General features: G+C 40.9%; 14 protein-coding genes. 10 read left to right on the top strand and 4 right to left on the bottom strand.

Annotated elements, in window-relative coordinates:
* Nucleotides 1-16 precede the first annotated feature (16 nt).
* The 9 genes from dnaX to TI10_RS06650 all read left to right on the top strand — a co-directional run bounded on the left by dnaX (nt 17) and on the right by TI10_RS06650 (nt 11,689).
* Nucleotides 17-1,993 (top strand): DNA polymerase III subunit gamma/tau, encoded by a 1,977-nt coding sequence (gene dnaX / locus TI10_RS06690; RefSeq protein ID WP_049582544.1) that lies wholly within the window; start codon nt 17-19, stop codon nt 1,991-1,993.
* A 56-nt stretch (nt 1,994-2,049) separates the two neighbouring features.
* Nucleotides 2,050-2,379 (top strand): YbaB/EbfC family nucleoid-associated protein, encoded by a 330-nt coding sequence (locus tag TI10_RS06685; protein ID WP_049582543.1) that lies wholly within the window; start codon nt 2,050-2,052, stop codon nt 2,377-2,379.
* A complete protein-coding gene (gene recR, locus TI10_RS06680; protein WP_049582542.1) occupies nt 2,379-2,984 on the top strand; it encodes a recombination mediator RecR in 606 nt (201 codons plus the stop codon). The genes TI10_RS06685 and recR overlap by 1 nt, the downstream gene beginning before the upstream one ends.
* Nucleotides 2,985-3,263: 279 nt before the next feature.
* On the top strand, nt 3,264-5,156 hold the full coding sequence (gene htpG / locus TI10_RS06675) for a molecular chaperone HtpG (RefSeq protein WP_049582541.1): 1,893 nt from the start codon (nt 3,264-3,266) through the stop codon (nt 5,154-5,156).
* Between the two features lie 298 nt (nt 5,157-5,454).
* Complete coding sequence (adk, locus tag TI10_RS06670; RefSeq protein ID WP_049582540.1) at nt 5,455-6,099, top strand: adenylate kinase; 645 nt, start codon at nt 5,455-5,457, stop codon at nt 6,097-6,099.
* Nucleotides 6,100-6,275: 176 nt separating this feature from the next.
* Nucleotides 6,276-7,253 carry a ferrochelatase gene (gene hemH / locus TI10_RS06665; RefSeq protein WP_049582539.1) on the top strand — a complete coding sequence of 326 codons (978 nt, stop codon included), beginning with the start codon at nt 6,276-6,278 and terminating at the stop codon, nt 7,251-7,253.
* A gap of 179 nt (nt 7,254-7,432) precedes the next feature.
* Nucleotides 7,433-8,536, top strand: coding sequence for an LPS O-antigen length regulator Wzz(fepE) (gene wzz(fepE) / locus TI10_RS06660; RefSeq protein ID WP_049582538.1), 1,104 nt, complete (start codon nt 7,433-7,435; stop codon nt 8,534-8,536).
* Nucleotides 8,537-8,633: 97 nt separating this feature from the next.
* On the top strand, nt 8,634-9,944 hold the full coding sequence (locus TI10_RS06655) for an inosine/guanosine kinase (RefSeq protein WP_049582537.1): 1,311 nt from the start codon (nt 8,634-8,636) through the stop codon (nt 9,942-9,944).
* A gap of 1,133 nt (nt 9,945-11,077) precedes the next feature.
* Complete coding sequence (locus TI10_RS06650) at nt 11,078-11,689, top strand: LysE family translocator (RefSeq protein ID WP_049582536.1); 612 nt, start codon at nt 11,078-11,080, stop codon at nt 11,687-11,689.
* Nucleotides 11,690-12,114: 425 nt separating this feature from the next.
* On the opposite strand, the gene ybaL is transcribed toward TI10_RS06650, so the two are convergent.
* Nucleotides 12,115-13,821, bottom strand: a complete 1,707-nt coding sequence (gene ybaL, locus TI10_RS06645; RefSeq protein ID WP_049582535.1) for a YbaL family putative K(+) efflux transporter — start codon at nt 13,819-13,821, stop codon at nt 12,115-12,117.
* A gap of 241 nt (nt 13,822-14,062) precedes the next feature.
* Nucleotides 14,063-15,280, bottom strand: coding sequence for an MFS transporter (locus tag TI10_RS06640; protein ID WP_049582534.1), 1,218 nt, complete (start codon nt 15,278-15,280; stop codon nt 14,063-14,065).
* A gap of 253 nt (nt 15,281-15,533) precedes the next feature.
* Here TI10_RS06640 and ushA point away from each other — a divergent pair, with 253 nt between their 5' ends.
* The gene (gene ushA / locus TI10_RS06635) at nt 15,534-17,192 is read left to right on the top strand and encodes a bifunctional UDP-sugar hydrolase/5'-nucleotidase UshA (protein WP_049582533.1); all 1,659 of its coding nucleotides are present in this window, start codon (nt 15,534-15,536) and stop codon (nt 17,190-17,192) included.
* Nucleotides 17,193-17,253: 61 nt separating this feature from the next.
* Here the strand turns inward: ushA and ybaK are convergent, their stop codons facing one another.
* Together ybaK and TI10_RS06625 are read right to left on the bottom strand one after the other, a co-directional pair.
* Nucleotides 17,254-17,730 carry a Cys-tRNA(Pro)/Cys-tRNA(Cys) deacylase YbaK gene (gene ybaK, locus TI10_RS06630; RefSeq protein ID WP_049582532.1) on the bottom strand — a complete coding sequence of 159 codons (477 nt, stop codon included), beginning with the start codon at nt 17,728-17,730 and terminating at the stop codon, nt 17,254-17,256.
* Nucleotides 17,731-17,934: 204 nt separating this feature from the next.
* Nucleotides 17,935-18,747: a TraB/GumN family protein gene (locus TI10_RS06625; RefSeq protein WP_049582531.1), complete on the bottom strand. Its 813-nt coding sequence runs from the start codon at nt 18,745-18,747 to the stop codon at nt 17,935-17,937.
* Between the last annotated feature and the right edge of the window lie 39 nt (nt 18,748-18,786).

Below are 18,786 nucleotides of genomic sequence, written 5' to 3'. Positions count from 1 at the left end.
GATTTTCCCGGTATCAATGAGCTATCAGGTACTTGCCCGTAAGTGGCGTCCACAAATATTTTCTGATGTAATTGGTCAGGAATATGTCTTGGCTGCGTTAGCTAATGGTCTTGCCCACGGCCGGCTTCATCACGCCTATTTATTTTCTGGCACGAGAGGTGTCGGGAAAACAACGATCGCCCGTTTGTTTGCTAAGGGGCTAAATTGTGAAATAGGTATTACTGATAAGCCTTGTGGTAAATGTGTTAATTGCCTTGAAATTGAACAGGGGCGATTTGTCGATTTAATTGAAATTGATGCGGCTTCCCGTACTAAAGTTGAAGATACGCGTGAATTGCTGGATAACGTGCAATATGCTCCGGCTCGTGGGCGTTTTAAAGTCTACCTGATTGATGAAGTGCATATGCTGTCCCGCCACAGTTTCAATGCATTATTAAAAACGTTGGAAGAGCCGCCTGAGCATGTGAAATTTCTACTGGCAACGACTGATCCACAAAAATTGCCTGTGACCATTCTTTCCCGTTGCTTGCAGTTTCATCTCAAATCGCTGGATATTGGTCAGATAAGCGATCAGCTTGAGCGCATTCTTAAAGCTGAACATATAGAGAATGACAGTCGCGCTCGCCAGCTATTGGCTCGTGCTGCTGATGGCAGCATGCGTGACGCTTTGAGTCTGACGGATCAAGCTATTGCTATCGGGCAGGGCCAGATAACAGCCGAAATAGTTAGCTTGATGCTAGGAACGTTGGATGATGAACAACCGTTATCAATTATTGAAGCATTGATTCGAGCTGACGGTCAGCAGGTTATGGCATTGGTAGAACAAGTCGCTTCGCGGGGGGCTGACTGGGAAGAGTTGTTGGTAGAGATTCTTTCATTGCTACATCGTATTGCAATGCTTCAATTGTTACCTTCTCAACCAGAGAGTGCTTCTTCATCAATTGAAGGCCGTTTGCGGATATTGGCAAAAGCGATTTCACCGGAAGATTTGCAACTTTATTATCAAACTTTGCTGATTGGTCGTAGGGATTTGCCGTATGCGCCGGAGCGCAGGATGGGTGTTGAAATGGCTCTGTTCAGAGCTTTGGCATTTCACCCAAAAACAGTGATTGAAGAGGTTGCTGCACCGGTGGTAAATCCTGCGGTGATACCATCAGTTACAACACAGCCAAAACAGAGTGATCAGGGGGATGTGCCGCCGGCTAATTATATTAATGAACCAGCACAATTGGATAGAATTTCTCAGTCGGAGCCTCAGATACCTCAGGCGCTTGCATCAAGCCCAACCGCGCAGTTGCTGAAAGCAAGGAATGTGTTATCCCGACAGCAAGAGCAAACGCCAACAAAAAAGCCTGAATCGGCAACGCCTGTTAAGATGAAGTCAGCAACTTCAGCCTTAGAGCGGCTTGCCGCAGTGTCAGGACAGCGATCTCAGTCATCAATAGATAAAAAACAGGAAAATAAACCTGAGAAAAAAGAAGCTTACCGTTGGCGTGCCAAGAATATTGAGGAGAAAACAGAAACTCATGTGGCGACGCCAAAGGCTTTAAGGACAGCTTTAGAACATGAGAAAACACCAGAACTGGCAGATAAATTAGCGGAAGAATCCAAACAGAGAGATGCATGGGCCGCAGAAGTTGGTAAACTTAAAATTCCTAAACTGGTGCAGCAATTGGCATTAAATGCGTTCAAAGAGCAGATTAGTGCAAATAATATCCGTTTACATCTACGTTCGAGCCAGCGTCACCTTAATTCCGCTTTTGCACAAAAGTCATTAGCGGGAGCTTTGAGCGAATTATACGGCGCAACGGTTGAATTCAGCATTATTGAAGATGATAATCCTGCGGAGAAAACTCCGCTGGAGTGGCGACAAGCCATTTATGAAGAGAAATTGGCACAAGCTCGCCAATCAATTATTGCGGATAAAACTATTCAAACATTGCGGCAGGTATTTGATGCTGAATTGGATGAAGAGAGTATCCGACCGGTTTAACCATGCTGCAATCTGTACCTTGTTGTACGATGTAGCCATAGCGAAGAGAGAAATCTATGTTTGGTAAAGGTGGTTTGGGCAATTTGATGAAACAGGCCCAGCAAATGCAAGACAAAATGCAGAAAATGCAAGAAGAGATCGCCAATCTGGAAGTGACGGGTGAATCGGGTGCAGGTCTGGTTAAAGTGACTATCAATGGCGCTCATAATTGTCGTCGTGTTGAGATCGATCCAAGCCTGATGGAAGATGACAAAGAGATGTTGGAAGACCTGATTGCTGCTGCATTCAATGACGCAGCCCGTCGTATTGAAGAGACTCAGAAAGAGAAAATGGCTGGCATTTCCAGTGGGATGCAATTGCCGCCAGGCTTTAAGATGCCATTCTGATGCAAACCAGTCCTCTCCTTGAATCCTTGATGGAAGCATTACGCTGTTTACCAGGGGTTGGCCCTAAGTCTGCACAGCGGATGGCTTTTCATCTGCTACAGCGTGATCGCAGTGGTGGAATGCGTTTGGCTCAGGCATTGACCAGAGCGATGTCAGAAATTGGACACTGCAAATATTGCCGGACTTTTACTGAACAGGAACAGTGCACGATTTGTGCTAATCCGCGCCGTCAACAAAATGGTCGAATCTGTGTGGTTGAAAGCCCTGCGGATATTCATGCTATTGAGCAAACCGGGCAGTTTGCCGGGCGTTATTTTGTATTGATGGGGCATTTATCTCCATTAGATGGCATTGGTCCAATGGATATTGGTTTAGATCGTCTTGAGGATCGTCTCGCCACTGAAGAGATTTCAGAGGTGATTCTGGCGACTAACCCGACAGTGGAGGGAGAGGCCACTGCCAATTATATCGCAGAGATATGCGTTCAATATGGTGTGACAGCCAGTCGTATTGCTCATGGTGTACCAGTTGGTGGTGAACTTGAGATGGTAGATGGTACAACATTGTCCCATTCAATTGCCGGGCGGCAGAAGATTACTTATTGATTTTCTGTTAATGCCTTACAGTTTTATCGAGTCGTGATTGAATACGTGCTTGAATTACGTGCTTGAATAGTTCTGTAGCTTGGTTAGAGCAAATCGTAAAGGTTTTGAGGCGCTACATTATATGTGGCGCATGCCTTTTAGTTCATTTTGCTATGATCAAAATTACTTCATATTCTTTTCGATAATCAAACTTGAAATTCAACTTATTTATCCCCATCTGCATATCATCGTCTGATTTTGTCTGTCTGAACTGGATTTAGATTGAGGTAATAAATGAGTATGAAAGGTCAGGAAACCCGTGGATTTCAGTCTGAAGTAAAACAACTTCTGCAATTAATGATCCATTCACTCTATTCCAATAAAGAGATTTTCCTTCGTGAGCTAATCTCAAACGCTTCCGATGCTGCTGACAAATTACGTTTCCGCGCATTATCTGCTCCAAAACTTTATGAAAATGATGGTGAACTACGCGTTCGCCTTTCTTTTGATAAAGAAAAGAGAAGCATCACCATTAGTGATAATGGCATTGGTATGACTCGTGATGAAGTTATCGATAATCTTGGAACGATTGCTAAATCAGGAACAAAAGCTTTTCTGGAATCTATTGGTTCAGATCAGGCTAAAGACAGCCAGTTAATTGGTCAGTTTGGTGTTGGGTTTTACTCTGCATTTATTGTGTCTGATAAAGTCACTGTACGTACTCGTGCTGCTGGCGCTTCAATTGATCAGGGCGTATTCTGGGAATCTGCCGGAGAAGGCGATTACACGGTTGCTGATATTGAAAAAGAGACGCGTGGTACAGAGATCACCCTTCATTTACGTGAAGGAGAAGATGAATTCCTGAATGACTGGCGTTTGCGTTCTGTTATCAGTAAATACTCTGACCATATTGCTTTGCCGGTTGAAATTGAAACCAAAAATAAGAGCGAAGAAGAGGGTGAAGAGGATACAGTAACTTGGGAGAAGATTAATAAAGCTCAAGCTTTGTGGACTCGTGGTAAATCTGAAATTACAGATGAAGAGTACAAAGAGTTCTACAAACATATTTCTCATGATTTTTCTGATCCGCTGATCTGGAGCCATAACCGCGTAGAAGGTAAACAGGAATATACCAGCATGCTTTATATTCCATCTCAGGCTCCGTGGGATATGTGGAACCGTGAGCATAAGCACGGGCTGAAATTATATGTCCAGCGTGTGTTTATTATGGATGATGCGGAACAGTTTATGCCGAACTATTTACGCTTTGTCCGTGGCCTGATTGACTCCAACGACTTGCCGCTGAACGTTTCCCGTGAAATTTTGCAAGATAACTCTATTACCCGTAATTTACGTAATGCATTGACCAAACGTGCATTACAGATGCTGGATAAACTGGCGAAAGATGATGCAGAAAAGTACCAGCAATTCTGGCAACAGTTTGGTCTGGTAATGAAAGAAGGTCCGGCAGAGGATAGTACTAACAAAGAAGCTATCGCTAAATTGCTACGTTTTACTTCTACTCATAATGACGATTCGGCACAGACAGTTTCTTTGGAAGAGTATGTGAGTAGGATGGCCGAAGGTCAGGATAAGATCTACTACATCACCGCAGACAGTTATGCGGCGGCGAAAAACAGTCCTCATCTGGAGCTGTTCCGTAAGAAAGGTATTGAGGTTCTGTTGCTGTCAGATCGCATTGATGAATGGATGATGGGATACCTCACTGATTTTGATGGTAAAAAATTCCAGTCAGTCAGTAAAGCCGATGAATCGCTGGATAAATTGGCAGATGAAAACAAAGCCGAGCAGGAAGAAATTGAAAAGCAGTTGGAGCCGTTTGTTGAGCGTGTGAAAACATTGCTTGGCGATCGCGTAAAAGAGGTTAAATTAACTCACCGTCTGACGGATACTCCGGCAATTGTGACAACAAATGCGGATGAAATGAGCACGCAGATGGCGAAACTGTTTGCTGCGGCTGGTCAACAGGTGCCGGACGTAAAATACAATTTTGAATTGAATCCTGATCATCAGTTGGTAAAACTGGCTGCTGATATCAGTGATGAAACTCAATTCGCAGATTGGATTGAACTGTTGCTTGATCAGGCATTGTTTGCTGAGCGCGGCACATTGGAAGACCCAAATCAGTTTATTCGCCGTATGAATCAGTTGCTATTGTCTGAAAAAGCTTGATTTAACTATACCCTATGGATTTCAAGGTGCATCGCGACGGCAAGGGAGCGAATCCCCGGGAGCATAGATAACTATGTGACCGGGGTGAGTGAATGCAGCCAACAAAGAGGCAACTTGAAAGATGACGGGTATATGCTTCTTTATACCACGCCTCTAATAAAAAGATGGGGCGTGGTTTATTTTTACAGAAAAATATCACGAAATCGTTTACCTGTTTCCTTGAGCGAACCCCATGCTAGATGGTATGGTGATTCGTTTTCTTAAAATATAAAAACTAACTAGCAAGGGGATTTACGCAATGCGTATTATTCTGCTGGGCGCTCCGGGCGCCGGTAAAGGGACTCAGGCGCAATTCATCGTGGAGAAATATGGGGTCCCTCAAATTTCTACTGGCGATATGTTGCGTACTGCGGTTAAGGCTGGCACAGAATTGGGTTTAAAAGCGAAAGAGCTGATGGATCATGGTAAGCTGGTTACTGATGAACTGGTTATTGCTTTGGTCAAAGAGCGCATCAAACAAGATGACTGCCGCAATGGTTTCTTGTTGGATGGGTTCCCCCGTACTATTCCCCAAGCTGATGCAATGAAAGAAGCGGGGATTAACGTTGATTATGTCCTGGAATTCGATGTTCCCGATGAACTGATTATTGAACGTATCATAGGGCGCCGTATACATGCGCCATCTGGCCGTGTTTATCACATCAAATTCAATCCGCCGGCAGTGGAGAACAAGGATGATGTTACGGGTGAAGAGTTGACCGTTCGTAAAGACGATCACGAAGATATCGTGCGTAAACGCTTAGTTGAATATCATCAACAGACAGCACCTTTAGTATCCTACTATCAAAAAGAAGCAGAGGCAGATTATACCAAATATTTTAGAATTGACGGTACTCGCAAGGTATCTGAGATTAGTGAAGAATTATCTGAAATTTTGGATTAATCAACCTGAATGATTCTTGGAAGGCGGCTAATAAGTCGCCTTATCTTATATTATTTATTTACTGTATCAGGTAAATTAATCGGTTTTTCCTCATTGTTTTCGTATATAAACATGATTTTCATCTGTACTTTATTATGCTAGGGTTTTCACCAGCGAAACAATTAAGGATCGACATAATGAACAACGGTAAATATGGTGTTTTATTAGTTAATCTTGGTACTCCTGATAAGCCGACAACTGCGGCTATAAGACGTTATTTAGCCGAGTTTCTTAGCGATAAAAGAGTCGTAGACTTATCTCGATTTATCTGGAAGCCAATATTATATGGTTTTGTTTTGCCTTTACGTTCTTCACGTGTAGCAAAGTTATATCAGAAAATTTGGACTGATGAAGGTTCTCCGCTGTTAGTATATAGCCGTCGGCAACAGAAATTACTAGCAGAAAAACTTGCTGACATCCCTGTTGAACTAGGAATGAATTACGGTTCTCCGTCTCTTGAGCAAGCGATTGACAACTTACTTAAGCAGAATGTTGAACAGTTGATTGTTTTGCCGCTTTATCCCCAATATTCCAGCTCCTCATCTGCGGCTGTATTTGATGGTGTCAGTTTGGTACTGAAGAAATACCGCACTATTCCTGGGATTCACTTTATTCGTAATTATGCTGATCATCCTGCTTATATTTCTGCACTGAAAGAAACTATTGAGCAGAGCTTCGATAAGCATGGTCAACCAGACAGATTATTGCTTTCCTATCATGGCATTCCGCAGCGTTTTGTTGATACGGGTGATATTTATGCTGAACAGTGTAAGTTAACAACACGATTGCTAAAGCAAGCGATTAATTATCCGGCAGAGCAGGTAATGATGGCTTATCAATCACGTTTTGGTCGCGAGCAATGGTTGACGCCATATGTAGATCAAACGGTGAAATCTCTACCTGCTCAGGGAATAAAACATATTCAGGTACTTTGCCCTGGTTTTTCGTCTGATTGTCTGGAAACGCTGGAAGAGATAAAACAACTGAATAAAGAGATATTTCTTAATGCTGGTGGGGAAAAATTTGAATATATTCCGGCTCTTAACGACAATACTAGTCATATCTTACTACTTGAAGAGTTGGTCAACGGGTTTGTCAGAAACAGAAATCAATAGTGATAGGATTAATCTATCATTAGGGTTCATTGGCTTTTTAAGGTATATTGCTACACGGATGCCAGCCTAGTAGAGCTGCCATGCTTATTTGCAGAGTAAATGGGAATTAATCTATAGGCTAGTGGGATGATGTTTTGTATATCAATTAGTAACAGCATATTTGAATTTGGATATAAATGATGAGTAATAAACCGATTAAAGGCACTAATTTCAGTGAAGAATATTTTAATTATTACAATTCAAAACAAGATGATGAAATTGATTTGTTTGAGTTATTCTCTGTTTTATTTCAATCAAAGTTATTGATTATTGCTGTTACTATTCTTTTTGCTGTTATTGGCTTTGCAGCAGCATCTTTGATGCCACAAAAGTGGAGCAGTTCAGCTTCTATTGTTAAACCTCAACTTGAGGAGATACAGCCACTTAAAGATCTCTTGACTAAGTTCGAGGTTTTAAATCTACAACCATCAGTAACTTCATCGTCACTGTATAATAGTTTTTTAAATAATTTTAATTCACGGGTTTTACGTGAAGAATATCTGGTTAGTACAGAATATTTTAAAAATCTGGTGACTAAATCAGGTGACCATTCACCACTTACAGAAAGAAAACTTATTGAAAAGATTGTGAATGATAATATTTCATCTTCTTCAAAAGCGGAAAAAGATGATGAAAGTGGTGAAACTAAATTGATTTTCAGTGCTGGGACCGCAGAAGATGCATATAATCTGTTAAATGGCTATATTGACTATGCATCGTCTGTTGTCCATGAACAGGTGAAGAGTGAATTAAGTGATATGGTAAAACAAAAGCTTAATTACTCTGATGGTTTGTATAAAATTGATTTAAACCGTGTGAACAACATACAAGAAGCTAATGTTGAACGATTGAAACATGCATTATCTATCGCTAATTCGGCAGGAATTAAAAAACCTATTTCCAGTGAAGGAGCAATGATTAAAGACGATCCAGATTATTCCATTGCTTTGGGGGCTGATGCATTACAGCGTAAGTTGCAAATTACAGAGGAGATAAAAGATCCTACTTTGATTGATGCTGACTTACGTAACCGTTTGTTCTATATAGAAGAGCTGAAAGCACTTAAAGTAGATAAAGTTAACTTCCAACCATTCAAGTATATGCAAGCTCCTTATGAGCCGACAGCTAAGGATTCACCGAAGCGTCTACTTATCTTAATAGGTAGTGCTTTCGCTGGGCTAATTTTGGCTGTGGTGTTTGTTTTGATTCGTCACATGGTGCGTAGTCGTCAGCAAGCAGCTTAGTTTTCCCTGGCAGTAAATGTCGTGGTGACATTTGCTGCCTGTCAGTTTTTATTGTGCTAATATGCTGCATCTTTTGGCGTCATAGCATCAATCAAAAATGAAATTCCCTGGTAAACGTAAATCAAAACACTACTTTCCCGTCAGTCTGCGTGATCCTTTACTCCAACCAATTAAAGAGATGATGGATGGTGAAAATAACCGAGCTTATATCGTTGGTATCGATCAGATATTAGTGGATATTGAGGCGAAAGTAGATGAGGATTTTATCCAGCGCTATAACCTCAGCCAAGGGCATTCATTAGTTATTGAAGATGATGTGGCTGAAACCCTGTATAAAGAACTTACTGATAATAATCTTATTAGCCACGAATTTGCTGGCGGCACTATTGGTAATACTTTACACAATTACTCGGTTCTTGCCGATGATCGTTCTGTCTTACTGGGTACTATGTGTAGTAATATTCAGATTGGCAGCTATGCTTACCGCTACTTATGTAACACATCTAGCCGTACTGATTTGAACTATTTACAAGGTGTGAATGGGGCAATTGGTCGCTGCTTTACGTTAGTAACGGAAAATGGCGAGCGTACTTTTGCCATCAGTCCTGGGCAAATGAATCAGCTTAAACCGGAAAGTATTCCTGAGAAGATTATTGCTGAAGCTTCCGCTTTGGTCTTGACCGCTTACTTGATTCGTTGCGAACCGGGGGAACCTATGCCGGAAGCAACTATGAAAGCCATCGAATATGCGAAAAAGCATAGTGTACCTGTCGTTCTGACATTGGGGACAAAATATGTTATTGCCGATGATCCACAATGGTGGCGTGATTTTCTAGTTGAGAATATTTCTGTTTTGGCAATGAATGAAGATGAAGCTTATGAGCTTACTGGTTTCAGTGATCCCCTATTGGCTTCGAATATGGCACTGGATTGGGTCGATTTAGTTTTGTGTACTGCTGGTCCGGCTGGATTATATATGGCAGGTTATACGGAAAAAGATTACACGCGTCAGACAACTCATCCATTGTTACCGGGGGCTATCGCTGAATTTAACCGTTATGAGTTCAGCCGCGCTATGCGTAAATCTGATTGCCAAATCCCAATGAAAGTTTATTCCCATATTGAACCTTATATGGGGGGGCCAGAAAAAATCATGAATACCAATGGGGCAGGTGATGGTGCTTTATCTGCTTTATTGCATGATATAACGGCCAACAATCACCATAGAATGAATGTGCCTAATTCCAGTAAACACATCCGTACATATCTGACATATTCATCACTTGCTCAAGTGTGTAAATATGCTAACAGAGTTAGCTATCAGGTATTGAGTCAGCATTCCCCACGATTAAGCCGTGGTTTGCCTGAAAAGGAAGATAGTTTGGAAGAATCTTACTGGGAACGATAATTCTAAAATTTTGGTGCCGTATAAATTAATACGGTGCTTGAAATTTAGATATAAGATCATTGATTAAGATTGTAAATGGTAGTTTGGGTTAATCTTGTTAAAAATAATTGTTTTTCGTTGAATTTATAAGAGCTAAAGTATTTCGTGATTGTTTATATATCTGTTTAAATAAATTCACATAATATATATAAATATTCTTGAGTAGCATATTTATATCATTTATATTGCAATTATCTTTTTGTTTTATATATATAAATTTCACATGGTGGCGCATTGATAATATAACTAGGTGTCGTTAAATTTACCAATCAACGCCATGCTGATTTAATTATTTCTCTAATTTTTCTATTTATTCTAGGAGGGAGAAGATAAAGGGTGAATTTTAACTAAAATCACAATTTTTAAAAATTTTGGATCTGATTTTTCAATTGTTGATTCTACTAATTATAATCAAGATGATTGGCTAGAAAATATTTCTTCATTAGTAATATATTGCAATGATATTGGTTGTTTATTGAAATGATATTCTTTATATATTGAAATGATGTTGATTATATATAGAAATGATATTAGTTATATATGGATTTTAGCTGCTATATTTTAGAAATACTCTCCAGACAGATACGGAATTTCATATTCTTGTATAGTATTGATATGTAGATTAGTGTTTTATGATACTCATTTAGATAATTAAACGTTAGCGATAATTGATAACTCAGAAGGATCATTTAGCGAAATACTTTTTGTTTTCTGTAATTATTTTATTTTGTTGTCTATATTAGGAAGGATTTTTTGTATCTTTTATTACTAAATTGGAGTTATACCCTATGGATTTCAAGATGCATCGCGACGGCAAGGGAACGAATCCCCGGGAGCATAGAGAACTATGTGACCGGGGTGAGTGAGTGCAGCCAACAAAGAGGCAACTTGAAAGATAACGGGTATATTGAGATTACTAACATTTAGAGAAAAAACGAAGCTAATATCTATTAAGTGAAAGTAATGGTATTTAATAACCATGACTTATTATTGTCAATTTAAAGAAAGGAGGAGTGTGATGAAATTTTTTGCTGAAAATTTCCTATTATATTTCAAATAATTAATTATTATACATAACAGCCATTGAGGATACTATGAATAGTTACTACGATTATATAAGAATTGCCAGTATGGTGAGTATGGTCTTAATTATGCCAGGACCAACAAATACTCTTTTGGTATCATCTGGATATTCACATGGTTTTATTAGTACACTCAGGCTGATATTAGCTGAGGCATTTGGTTATATAGCAGCAATTAGTTTGTGGGGATTATTTTTATCTACAGCCTCGCAAACTTTTGTGTGGTTACTAGTCGCCTTAAAAGTTTGCGCTTCGACATATATTGCTTATCTTGCCTTTAAAGTGTGGCATTTCTCATTAGATAAAAACGAAGCGAAAGTTCATTTTGTCACGGTATTATTTACCACTCTGTTGAATCCTAAGGCTTTTGTGTTTGCTACATATGCATTTCCTCTTACTGCATTTACTTTGTGGTCAGAATACATTCCATGCATGACAGTTTTTGCTTGTGCATTATTACCCATTTCCCTGATTTGGGTGGGAGTTGGGAAAATGTTATATATAGGAAAATTGGGAAGAGGGGGATTAAAACCTGATTTGTTTTATCGTCTTGCTTCTTTAGTGTTATGTGTTTTCTCAGTTTCGATGTTTTACACGTCAATGAGAGGTGTTTTATATCTTTGACGTAATGAGATGTTTGATATTGAGACTTTCTGATTGATTGGCTTTTTCATTAGACTAATGGTGGTTGAAGGTAGCGGAAATTGTGTAGAGTGTCTCTATTTTAGCTGGGTAAATACCATGATCATGTTAAGCAATGCAAAAAATTCAATGCATGGTATTTACCCTCCCTAATTAATAAAAACATTTACCTCAATGAGTTATTGAATCTTGTTTTGAATGGGCTAGGGATTAATTGATAATCTGATAGATTTTTATTGTACAGAATTGAGTAGACCGATACTTTAGCTGAAAGTTTTTCCCCACTGAACCGCCCTTATCACTGGCACTTAAAGTGATAAGAACGGTTCAGTGGTTCACTGTAAAATAGTAGGGAAAGCCCTACTCGGTAATGAATAGGGAATTATTCCATCAACAGTCGCATTTTCTCAAAGTAATGGCGAAAAGGGCGACGCAGGGGGAGGCTCAGTCGGATAGCCTTGTTCACTGTTGGCTAATACACTTGCCATTGTTTTGGCAATTTCACGCTCGCCAATAATGACGTGGCTAGCTCCACGTTCCGTGATATAGGTAACTTCATCGTCATAGTCAGCTCGGACAATGATATTAATATCTGGGCGCGCTTCTCTTGCACTAGCGACAATCTCACCTGCTTCATAGCCATTAGGAATAGTCAGTAGGAGGGAGCAGGCGCAATCCAAGCGCGCCAGCGACATAATATCTTTGCTGGCGGCGTTACCCATGACGGCGCTGATGCCTTGTTCACCAAGTTCTTCAAATTTTGCTCTGGTGTTTTCAATAACAACCAGAGGGATCTCTTTTTCCTGCAAGCGCTGGCATAGCAAGCTGCCGATCCGCCCGTAGCCGACAACGATGGTGTGGCCGCAGATATCGACAGGAATTTGCGTCTCTTCCTCCAGCGTTTCTTCCAGTAACTGTTCCTCAATAGTTTCTGTTTTTTCCAGATAGCGATCCAACAGGCTAAATAGAACTGGGTTTAGCATGATAGAAACAATCGCGCCAGCCAGAACAAGGTTACGGGCATTAGCATCAAGCAGGCCAAGTGCAACGCCAAGACCGGCCAGAATAAAGGCAAATTCACCAATTTGCGCCAGGCTGACTGAAATCGTCAACGCGGTCCGGCGTGAGTGGCCGAACATCTTTACGAGCAGCATTGCAGCAGCGGACTTACCAATAATAATGATTGCCAACGTTGCCAGTATCGATAGCGGCTGTTGAATGAGGACCATTGGGTCGAATAGCATGCCGACAGAAACGAAGAACAATACGGCGAAAGCATCTCTGAGAGGCAGCGTATCTTGGGCGGCACGGTGGCTGAGTTCTGATTCGTTTAATACCATACCGGCGAAGAACGCCCCTAGTGCGAATGAGGCATCAAACAGAGCAACGGCGCCATAAGCGATACCTAAGGCGATTACCAGCACGGCAAGGGTAAATAGTTCCCTGGAGCCGGTACTCGCGGTTTTTGCCAATACCCACGGGATTAGACGGCGGCCAACAACGATCATCAGCAGGATAAAAGCGATAACTTTGCCGACAGTCATGGCGAGTTCCATAATTAACTGCCCGATATTGGCTTCTTTATTACCAAGCATACCGGCAGCCGCGGGCAGTAATACCAGCGTCAGCACCATCGCCAGATCTTCGACAATCAGCCAGCCGATAGCTATTTGACCTCGTTGGCTATCGATCAGTTGACGCTCTTCTAACGCTCGTAACAGAACAACGGTACTGGCGGTTGAGAGACAGAGGCCAAAGACGATACCGCTAAATAATTCCCAACCCAGTATTGTTGATAGCCCTACTCCGAGTAGGGTCGCGACCAGTATTTGCGCAATCGCGCCGGGGATAGCAATGGATTTTACTGCTAGCAGATCTTTGAGTGAAAAATGCAGTCCGACACCAAACATCAATAAGATGACACCAATTTCTGCCAGTTCGGGGGCCAGTGATGCATCAGCGACAAAACCAGGAGTAAAAGGACCAGCGAGTACTCCCGCAGTAAGATAACCAACCAACGGTGAGATTTTCAGGCGTTGTGCCAGCATACCAAGCAGATAAGCGATAAAGAACCCGCCAACGATAGTGGTGATAAGTGGTGTCGAGTGCTCCATTGAAACTCCTTCTTGCTGAGGCTATTAAATAGCAGAGTGAAGAGGTAGGTGTAACGGTATTTTATAGATAATTCGAGGTAAATTCGCTAAAAAAATGAGTAAAACATCAAAAAATATGGGTTGAAAGGATTAAATTACTCGTAACAGGTATTTTCGCTGCTCTATTTGAATATTTATGAGGTAAACAAGCACTACTCCCACATAAAAATTAACTTCTATGTGGGGTTGCATGGTGATTTTTCTAGTTCTTATCTTCTATATTAGGTAATAAAGCGGTAAATATGCCAAGTAACGGCAGAAAAGCACAAATCTGATAAACCAGTTCAATACTTGTTCTGTCTGCAATGTCACCAAGTATCGCTGCGCCAATACCTCCCATACCAAAAGCCAGCCCGAAAAACAGGCCGGATACCATCCCGGTTTTACCTGGAATAAGTTCCTGAGCGTATACCAGGATTGCAGAGAACGCAGATGCCAGAATCACACCAATAATCACTGATAGAATACTTGTCCAGTACAGAGAAGCGTAAGGCAGAACTAATGTAAAAGGCGCAACGCCGAGGATAGATATCCAGATAACATACTTTCTGCCGATCCTATCTCCAAGCGGTCCACCAATAATGGTTCCTGCCGCCACTGCGAATAAAAAAATAAACAGATGAAACTGGGCGCTTTGTACGGAAATGCCAAATTTGTGTATTAAGTAAAAAGTATAATAGCTACTGATACTGGTGAGATAAAAATATTTGGAAAATATTAAGATTAGCAAAATAACCAAGGAACTTATCACGGCTTTTCTTGATAAAACTTTGACAGCAAGGTCAGTTTTAGCTTGATTTTTCTTAATGTAATTCTGAGCCTTATACCATTTACTGATCTGTAGCAGCACGATGATACCGAGTAATGCTGCTAGAGAGAACCAGCCAACGTTGCCTCTGCCATAGGGAGCAATAAGCACAGCCGCTAGCAAAGGCCCAAGGGAGCTGCCAAAATTACCGCCGACTTGAAAAAGCGATTGGGCTAATCCGTGGCGGCCGCCGGATGCCATACGTGCTACGCGCGAAGATTCCGGGTGGAATACCGAAGAACCTGTTCCAATTAATGCAGATGCTAATAGAATTAATGGGAAATTGTTGGCATAGGCCAGCAGTAATAGACCGGACAAAGTGAAACTCATTCCAATAGGTAATGAATAGGGCTGTGGATGTTTATCAGTGTAGAGACCTATTAGTGGTTGTAATAAAGAGGCGGTAATCTGATAGGTTAGCGTGATCATACCGATTTGCACGAAACTGAGATTGAATTCTAATTGTAGTAAAGGATAAATCGCCAGAATCAGCGATTGGATCATATCGTTCAATAAGTGTGAAATACTGATTGCGCCAAGAATAGTAAAAACGGTATTCCTGGTTTTTCTTGTGTGAGATGGGACTGTAGTAGTATTGCTCTGTTCACTCATATTCGCAGCCAACTTATCTTAATCATATCGCCAATATATTGGTTATTCGTTGAATTTTAATACATATTAGTCAGAGAGTTGATTTTTTACTATCTTGGATATAGTTTTATAGTACACTTGTAAACACGAAAAACATGTTCGATATCTAATAACTGCATACCCTATCTCAAGAAATGATCAATTTATCCCGCCTTGTTGGCTTTTAAAGCTGTTTTTGCATGGCAATTCACTAAAAAAAGCATGGAGATATACCATGAAACTCTCGTTCAAGACCTCAGCTTGTGCTTTGGTTGTATCTATAGCATTACTTCCAGCAATCGCAAATGCATGGGAGAAAGACAAAACCTATGACATTACCATTTTGCACACTAATGACCATCATGGTCATTTTTGGCATAACGATTATGGTGAGTATGGTTTAGCTGCGCAAAAAACGGTAGTTGATGAAATCCGTCAAGAGGTCGTGAAAAAAGGCGGCAGTGTGTTACTGCTTTCCGGCGGAGATATTAATACCGGTGTGCCAGAATCTGATTTGCAAAATGCCGAACCTGATTTTAAGGGCATGAATTTGGTGGGTTATGATGCAATGGCATTGGGTAACCATGAGTTTGATAATCCTCTATCAATACTGCGTCAACAAGAAAAATGGGCGAATTTTCCATTTCTGGCGGCCAATATTTACCAGACCAGCACCGGCAAACGTTTGTTCAAGCCTTATACTATTTTCGATGAACAAGGAGTGAAAATTGCGGTTATTGGCCTGACGACTGATGATACGGCGAAAATTGGTAACCCGGCTAATTTTCCTGATGTTGAATTTCGTGTTCCTGCGACAGAAGCCAAAATGGTGGTTGAAGAACTTAAGAGAGATGAAAAGCCAGATGTGATTATTGCCGCAACCCATATGGGGCACTATGACGATGGTAATCATGGTTCTAATGCGCCGGGTGATGTTGAAATGGCTCGCAGTTTGCCTGCGGGCTATCTGGATATGATTGTCGGTGGTCATTCACAAGATCCGGTCTGTATGTCTGCGGAAAATAAAAATTATAAGCAGATCGATTATGTACCGGGAACGCCATGTTCGCCGGATCGTCAGAACGGTACCTGGATTGTTCAGGCCCATGAGTGGGGGAAATATGTTGGTCGTGCTGATTTTCAATTTCGTAATGGTGAATTGAAGTTGACTCACTATCAGTTGATCCCTATTAACCTCAAAAAGAAAGTACAAAAGGGAGATGGTTCTACTGAGCGCGTTTACTATACTCACGGAATTGCCCAAGACCCGGAAATGATGCGGTTATTGACGCCATATCAGGATAAAGGCGATAAACAGCTTAATGTAAAAGTGGGTTCTATTGAGGGTAAATTGGAAGGGGATCGCAGCAAAGTTCGTTTTGTTCAGACGAATATGGCCCATGTTGTCCTTTCTGCCATGATGGAACGTACTGGCGCTGATTTCGCGGTTATGAGTGGCGGCGGCATTCGTGATTCAATTGAATCAGGCGATATCACTTATAAAGATGTATTGAAAGTGCATCCATTTGCCAACTCACTGGTTTACGTTGATATGAAAGGCAGCGAAATTGAACAGTATCTGGCGGTGATAGCTAATATGAAAGTGGACTCTGGTGCTTATGCACAGTTTGTGAATGTTAGCCTGATTGCTGATGGTAAAGGTGTTAAAGAGGTAAAAATCGGTGGAAAACCACTAGAGCCAAATAAAACTTACCGTATGGCAATGCTTGATTTTAACGCTATCGGTGGTGATGGTTATCCACGTGTTGATAATTATCCAACTTATGTGAATACCGGTTTTGTTGATGCAGAAGTTTTAAAGGATTATATCGAGAAGCATTCACCACTGAAAGCGGCTGATTATGAGCCAAAAGGGGAAATTATTTATCAATAATCCCTGATGGAAGGATAAATCGAAAGGGCTGCAATTTTGGCAGCCCTTTTTTAGTGATAATTTAAGCTCTTGCAATATCAGCGAAATTGCCTTTCACTAACCTACAGAGATCAGACGCCGTCAATTCAATATCTAACCCTCGTTTACCGCCAGAGACAAATATAGTTGGGAACTGTTGCGCTTGATTATCAATAACCGTTGGCAAGAGTTTTTTCTGCCCTAATGGACTGATCCCGCCGATGAGATACCCTGTTATTTTCTGGGCTATCTTAGGATCAGCCATATCTGCTTTTTTGACTTTAAAAACTTTGGCGACCTTTTTCAAATCCAGTTCACCTGAAACAGGAGTGACGGCTACCACCAAATTTTTAGCCTCACCATTAAGTGCAACCAGCAAAGTTTTGAATACTTGCTTGGCATTGAGTCTTAATTTTTTCACTGCTTCATCACCAAAGTTATGCTCATTTGTGTCGTGTTCATAGGAGTGAAGAGTAAAGCTAACCTTCTGTTTCTCTAACAAAATGATCGCAGGTGTCATAATTTCATTACATAGAATAATTTTATAATTAAGGATAACGGATGAAATAGAATGATGGAATTGATATTCTGACTACGGCTCTGTTGCTTGTATACAAACAGGTAATATCCCGAACAATAAACAATAAGAATAACGAGAATGACAGGTTATTCCTCTTTGACTGGCCAATATTATTATAGCAGTATATGTAGTATTGGCCTTTTTTTAATGCCGTCCTTTTGCCAGCATCTGGGGCAAATTCCCTTCACCGTACAGATGCAAAACGCCAACAGCAACGAGGTATCGACCGGCAGGTAATTCCTGTAAGCGCTTATTCCATTGTTTATTACGTTCAGTCATCAATAGTTGGTATATCTCTTTACTGAAAGTGGTTGGTAAAGCATGTTCTTGTTGTTCAGGTTGGTAATCCATCCACCAACTGATCATTGTTTGTAAAGCGCGGGCATTAGCATGCCAGTGGGTTAATGTATCTTCCAGTAGCGGCAAGCCGTTATTGGGAATTTGATTAAGTAAATTAATTTGTGATTCAGTACCTTCTAGTTCAATAATCGTTTTCCCTTGAGCTTTGGCTGCATTCAGGAGCTGATAGTCGATACCGTAGTGGGGATGCAATCCAAGGTTTTGTGCTTGTCCAGCTTGTAAAATTAAAGCGATTTGCCATGAGGGTAATAGATTGAGGAATTCTTCCTGTTGCTGGATTTCATGGCAGCAGTCCTGAAAATTCTGATACATTTCAGGAGATAAACGTTGTTCGATACGGTGATATGATTGAAATTCATCATGAAATGGGGAGTCTGCCTGAGTAATATCTGCTTCCACGATTAGGGTATCGGACTGATTAAGCTGTTCTAGCAATATTTCCGAAAGTGGGAACATATTCTGCGTCCCCATATGAATACTGCCTACCAGATGCAAATGTCTATCGCCTGCCAGTGTAATATCGTGAGCGGGATAGGGATAATGGTGGAAAGAATTGATTCCCAATATATTAGTAAGGTGTTTAATCAGTCGTCCCATTGGTGCTCCGGTTTAGCATTTGTATTTTTAAAGTGACTA

Origin of the sequence: Photorhabdus luminescens subsp. luminescens (genome assembly GCF_001083805.1) — a bacterium.
Lineage (GTDB): Bacteria > Pseudomonadota > Gammaproteobacteria > Enterobacterales > Enterobacteriaceae > Photorhabdus > Photorhabdus luminescens.
The sequence above is the reverse complement of the archived record's forward strand: the minus strand, read 5'-3'. Positions and strand labels throughout refer to the sequence as shown.

Coding starts and splice junctions, on each gene's coding strand:
- dnaX (WP_049582544.1), top strand. CDS start 17: ATGAGCTATCAGGTACTTGCCCGTAAGTGGCGTCCACAAATATTTTCT.
- TI10_RS06685 (WP_049582543.1), top strand. CDS start 2,050: ATGTTTGGTAAAGGTGGTTTGGGCAATTTGATGAAACAGGCCCAGCAA.
- recR (WP_049582542.1), top strand. CDS start 2,379: ATGCAAACCAGTCCTCTCCTTGAATCCTTGATGGAAGCATTACGCTGT.
- htpG (WP_049582541.1), top strand. CDS start 3,264: ATGAAAGGTCAGGAAACCCGTGGATTTCAGTCTGAAGTAAAACAACTT.
- adk (WP_049582540.1), top strand. CDS start 5,455: ATGCGTATTATTCTGCTGGGCGCTCCGGGCGCCGGTAAAGGGACTCAG.
- hemH (WP_049582539.1), top strand. CDS start 6,276: ATGAACAACGGTAAATATGGTGTTTTATTAGTTAATCTTGGTACTCCT.
- TI10_RS06655 (WP_049582537.1), top strand. CDS start 8,634: ATGAAATTCCCTGGTAAACGTAAATCAAAACACTACTTTCCCGTCAGT.
- TI10_RS06650 (WP_049582536.1), top strand. CDS start 11,078: ATGAATAGTTACTACGATTATATAAGAATTGCCAGTATGGTGAGTATG.
- ybaL (WP_049582535.1), bottom strand. CDS start 13,821: ATGGAGCACTCGACACCACTTATCACCACTATCGTTGGCGGGTTCTTT.
- TI10_RS06640 (WP_049582534.1), bottom strand. CDS start 15,280: ATGAGTGAACAGAGCAATACTACTACAGTCCCATCTCACACAAGAAAA.
- ushA (WP_049582533.1), top strand. CDS start 15,534: ATGAAACTCTCGTTCAAGACCTCAGCTTGTGCTTTGGTTGTATCTATA.
- ybaK (WP_049582532.1), bottom strand. CDS start 17,730: ATGACACCTGCGATCATTTTGTTAGAGAAACAGAAGGTTAGCTTTACT.
- TI10_RS06625 (WP_049582531.1), bottom strand. CDS start 18,747: ATGGGACGACTGATTAAACACCTTACTAATATATTGGGAATCAATTCT.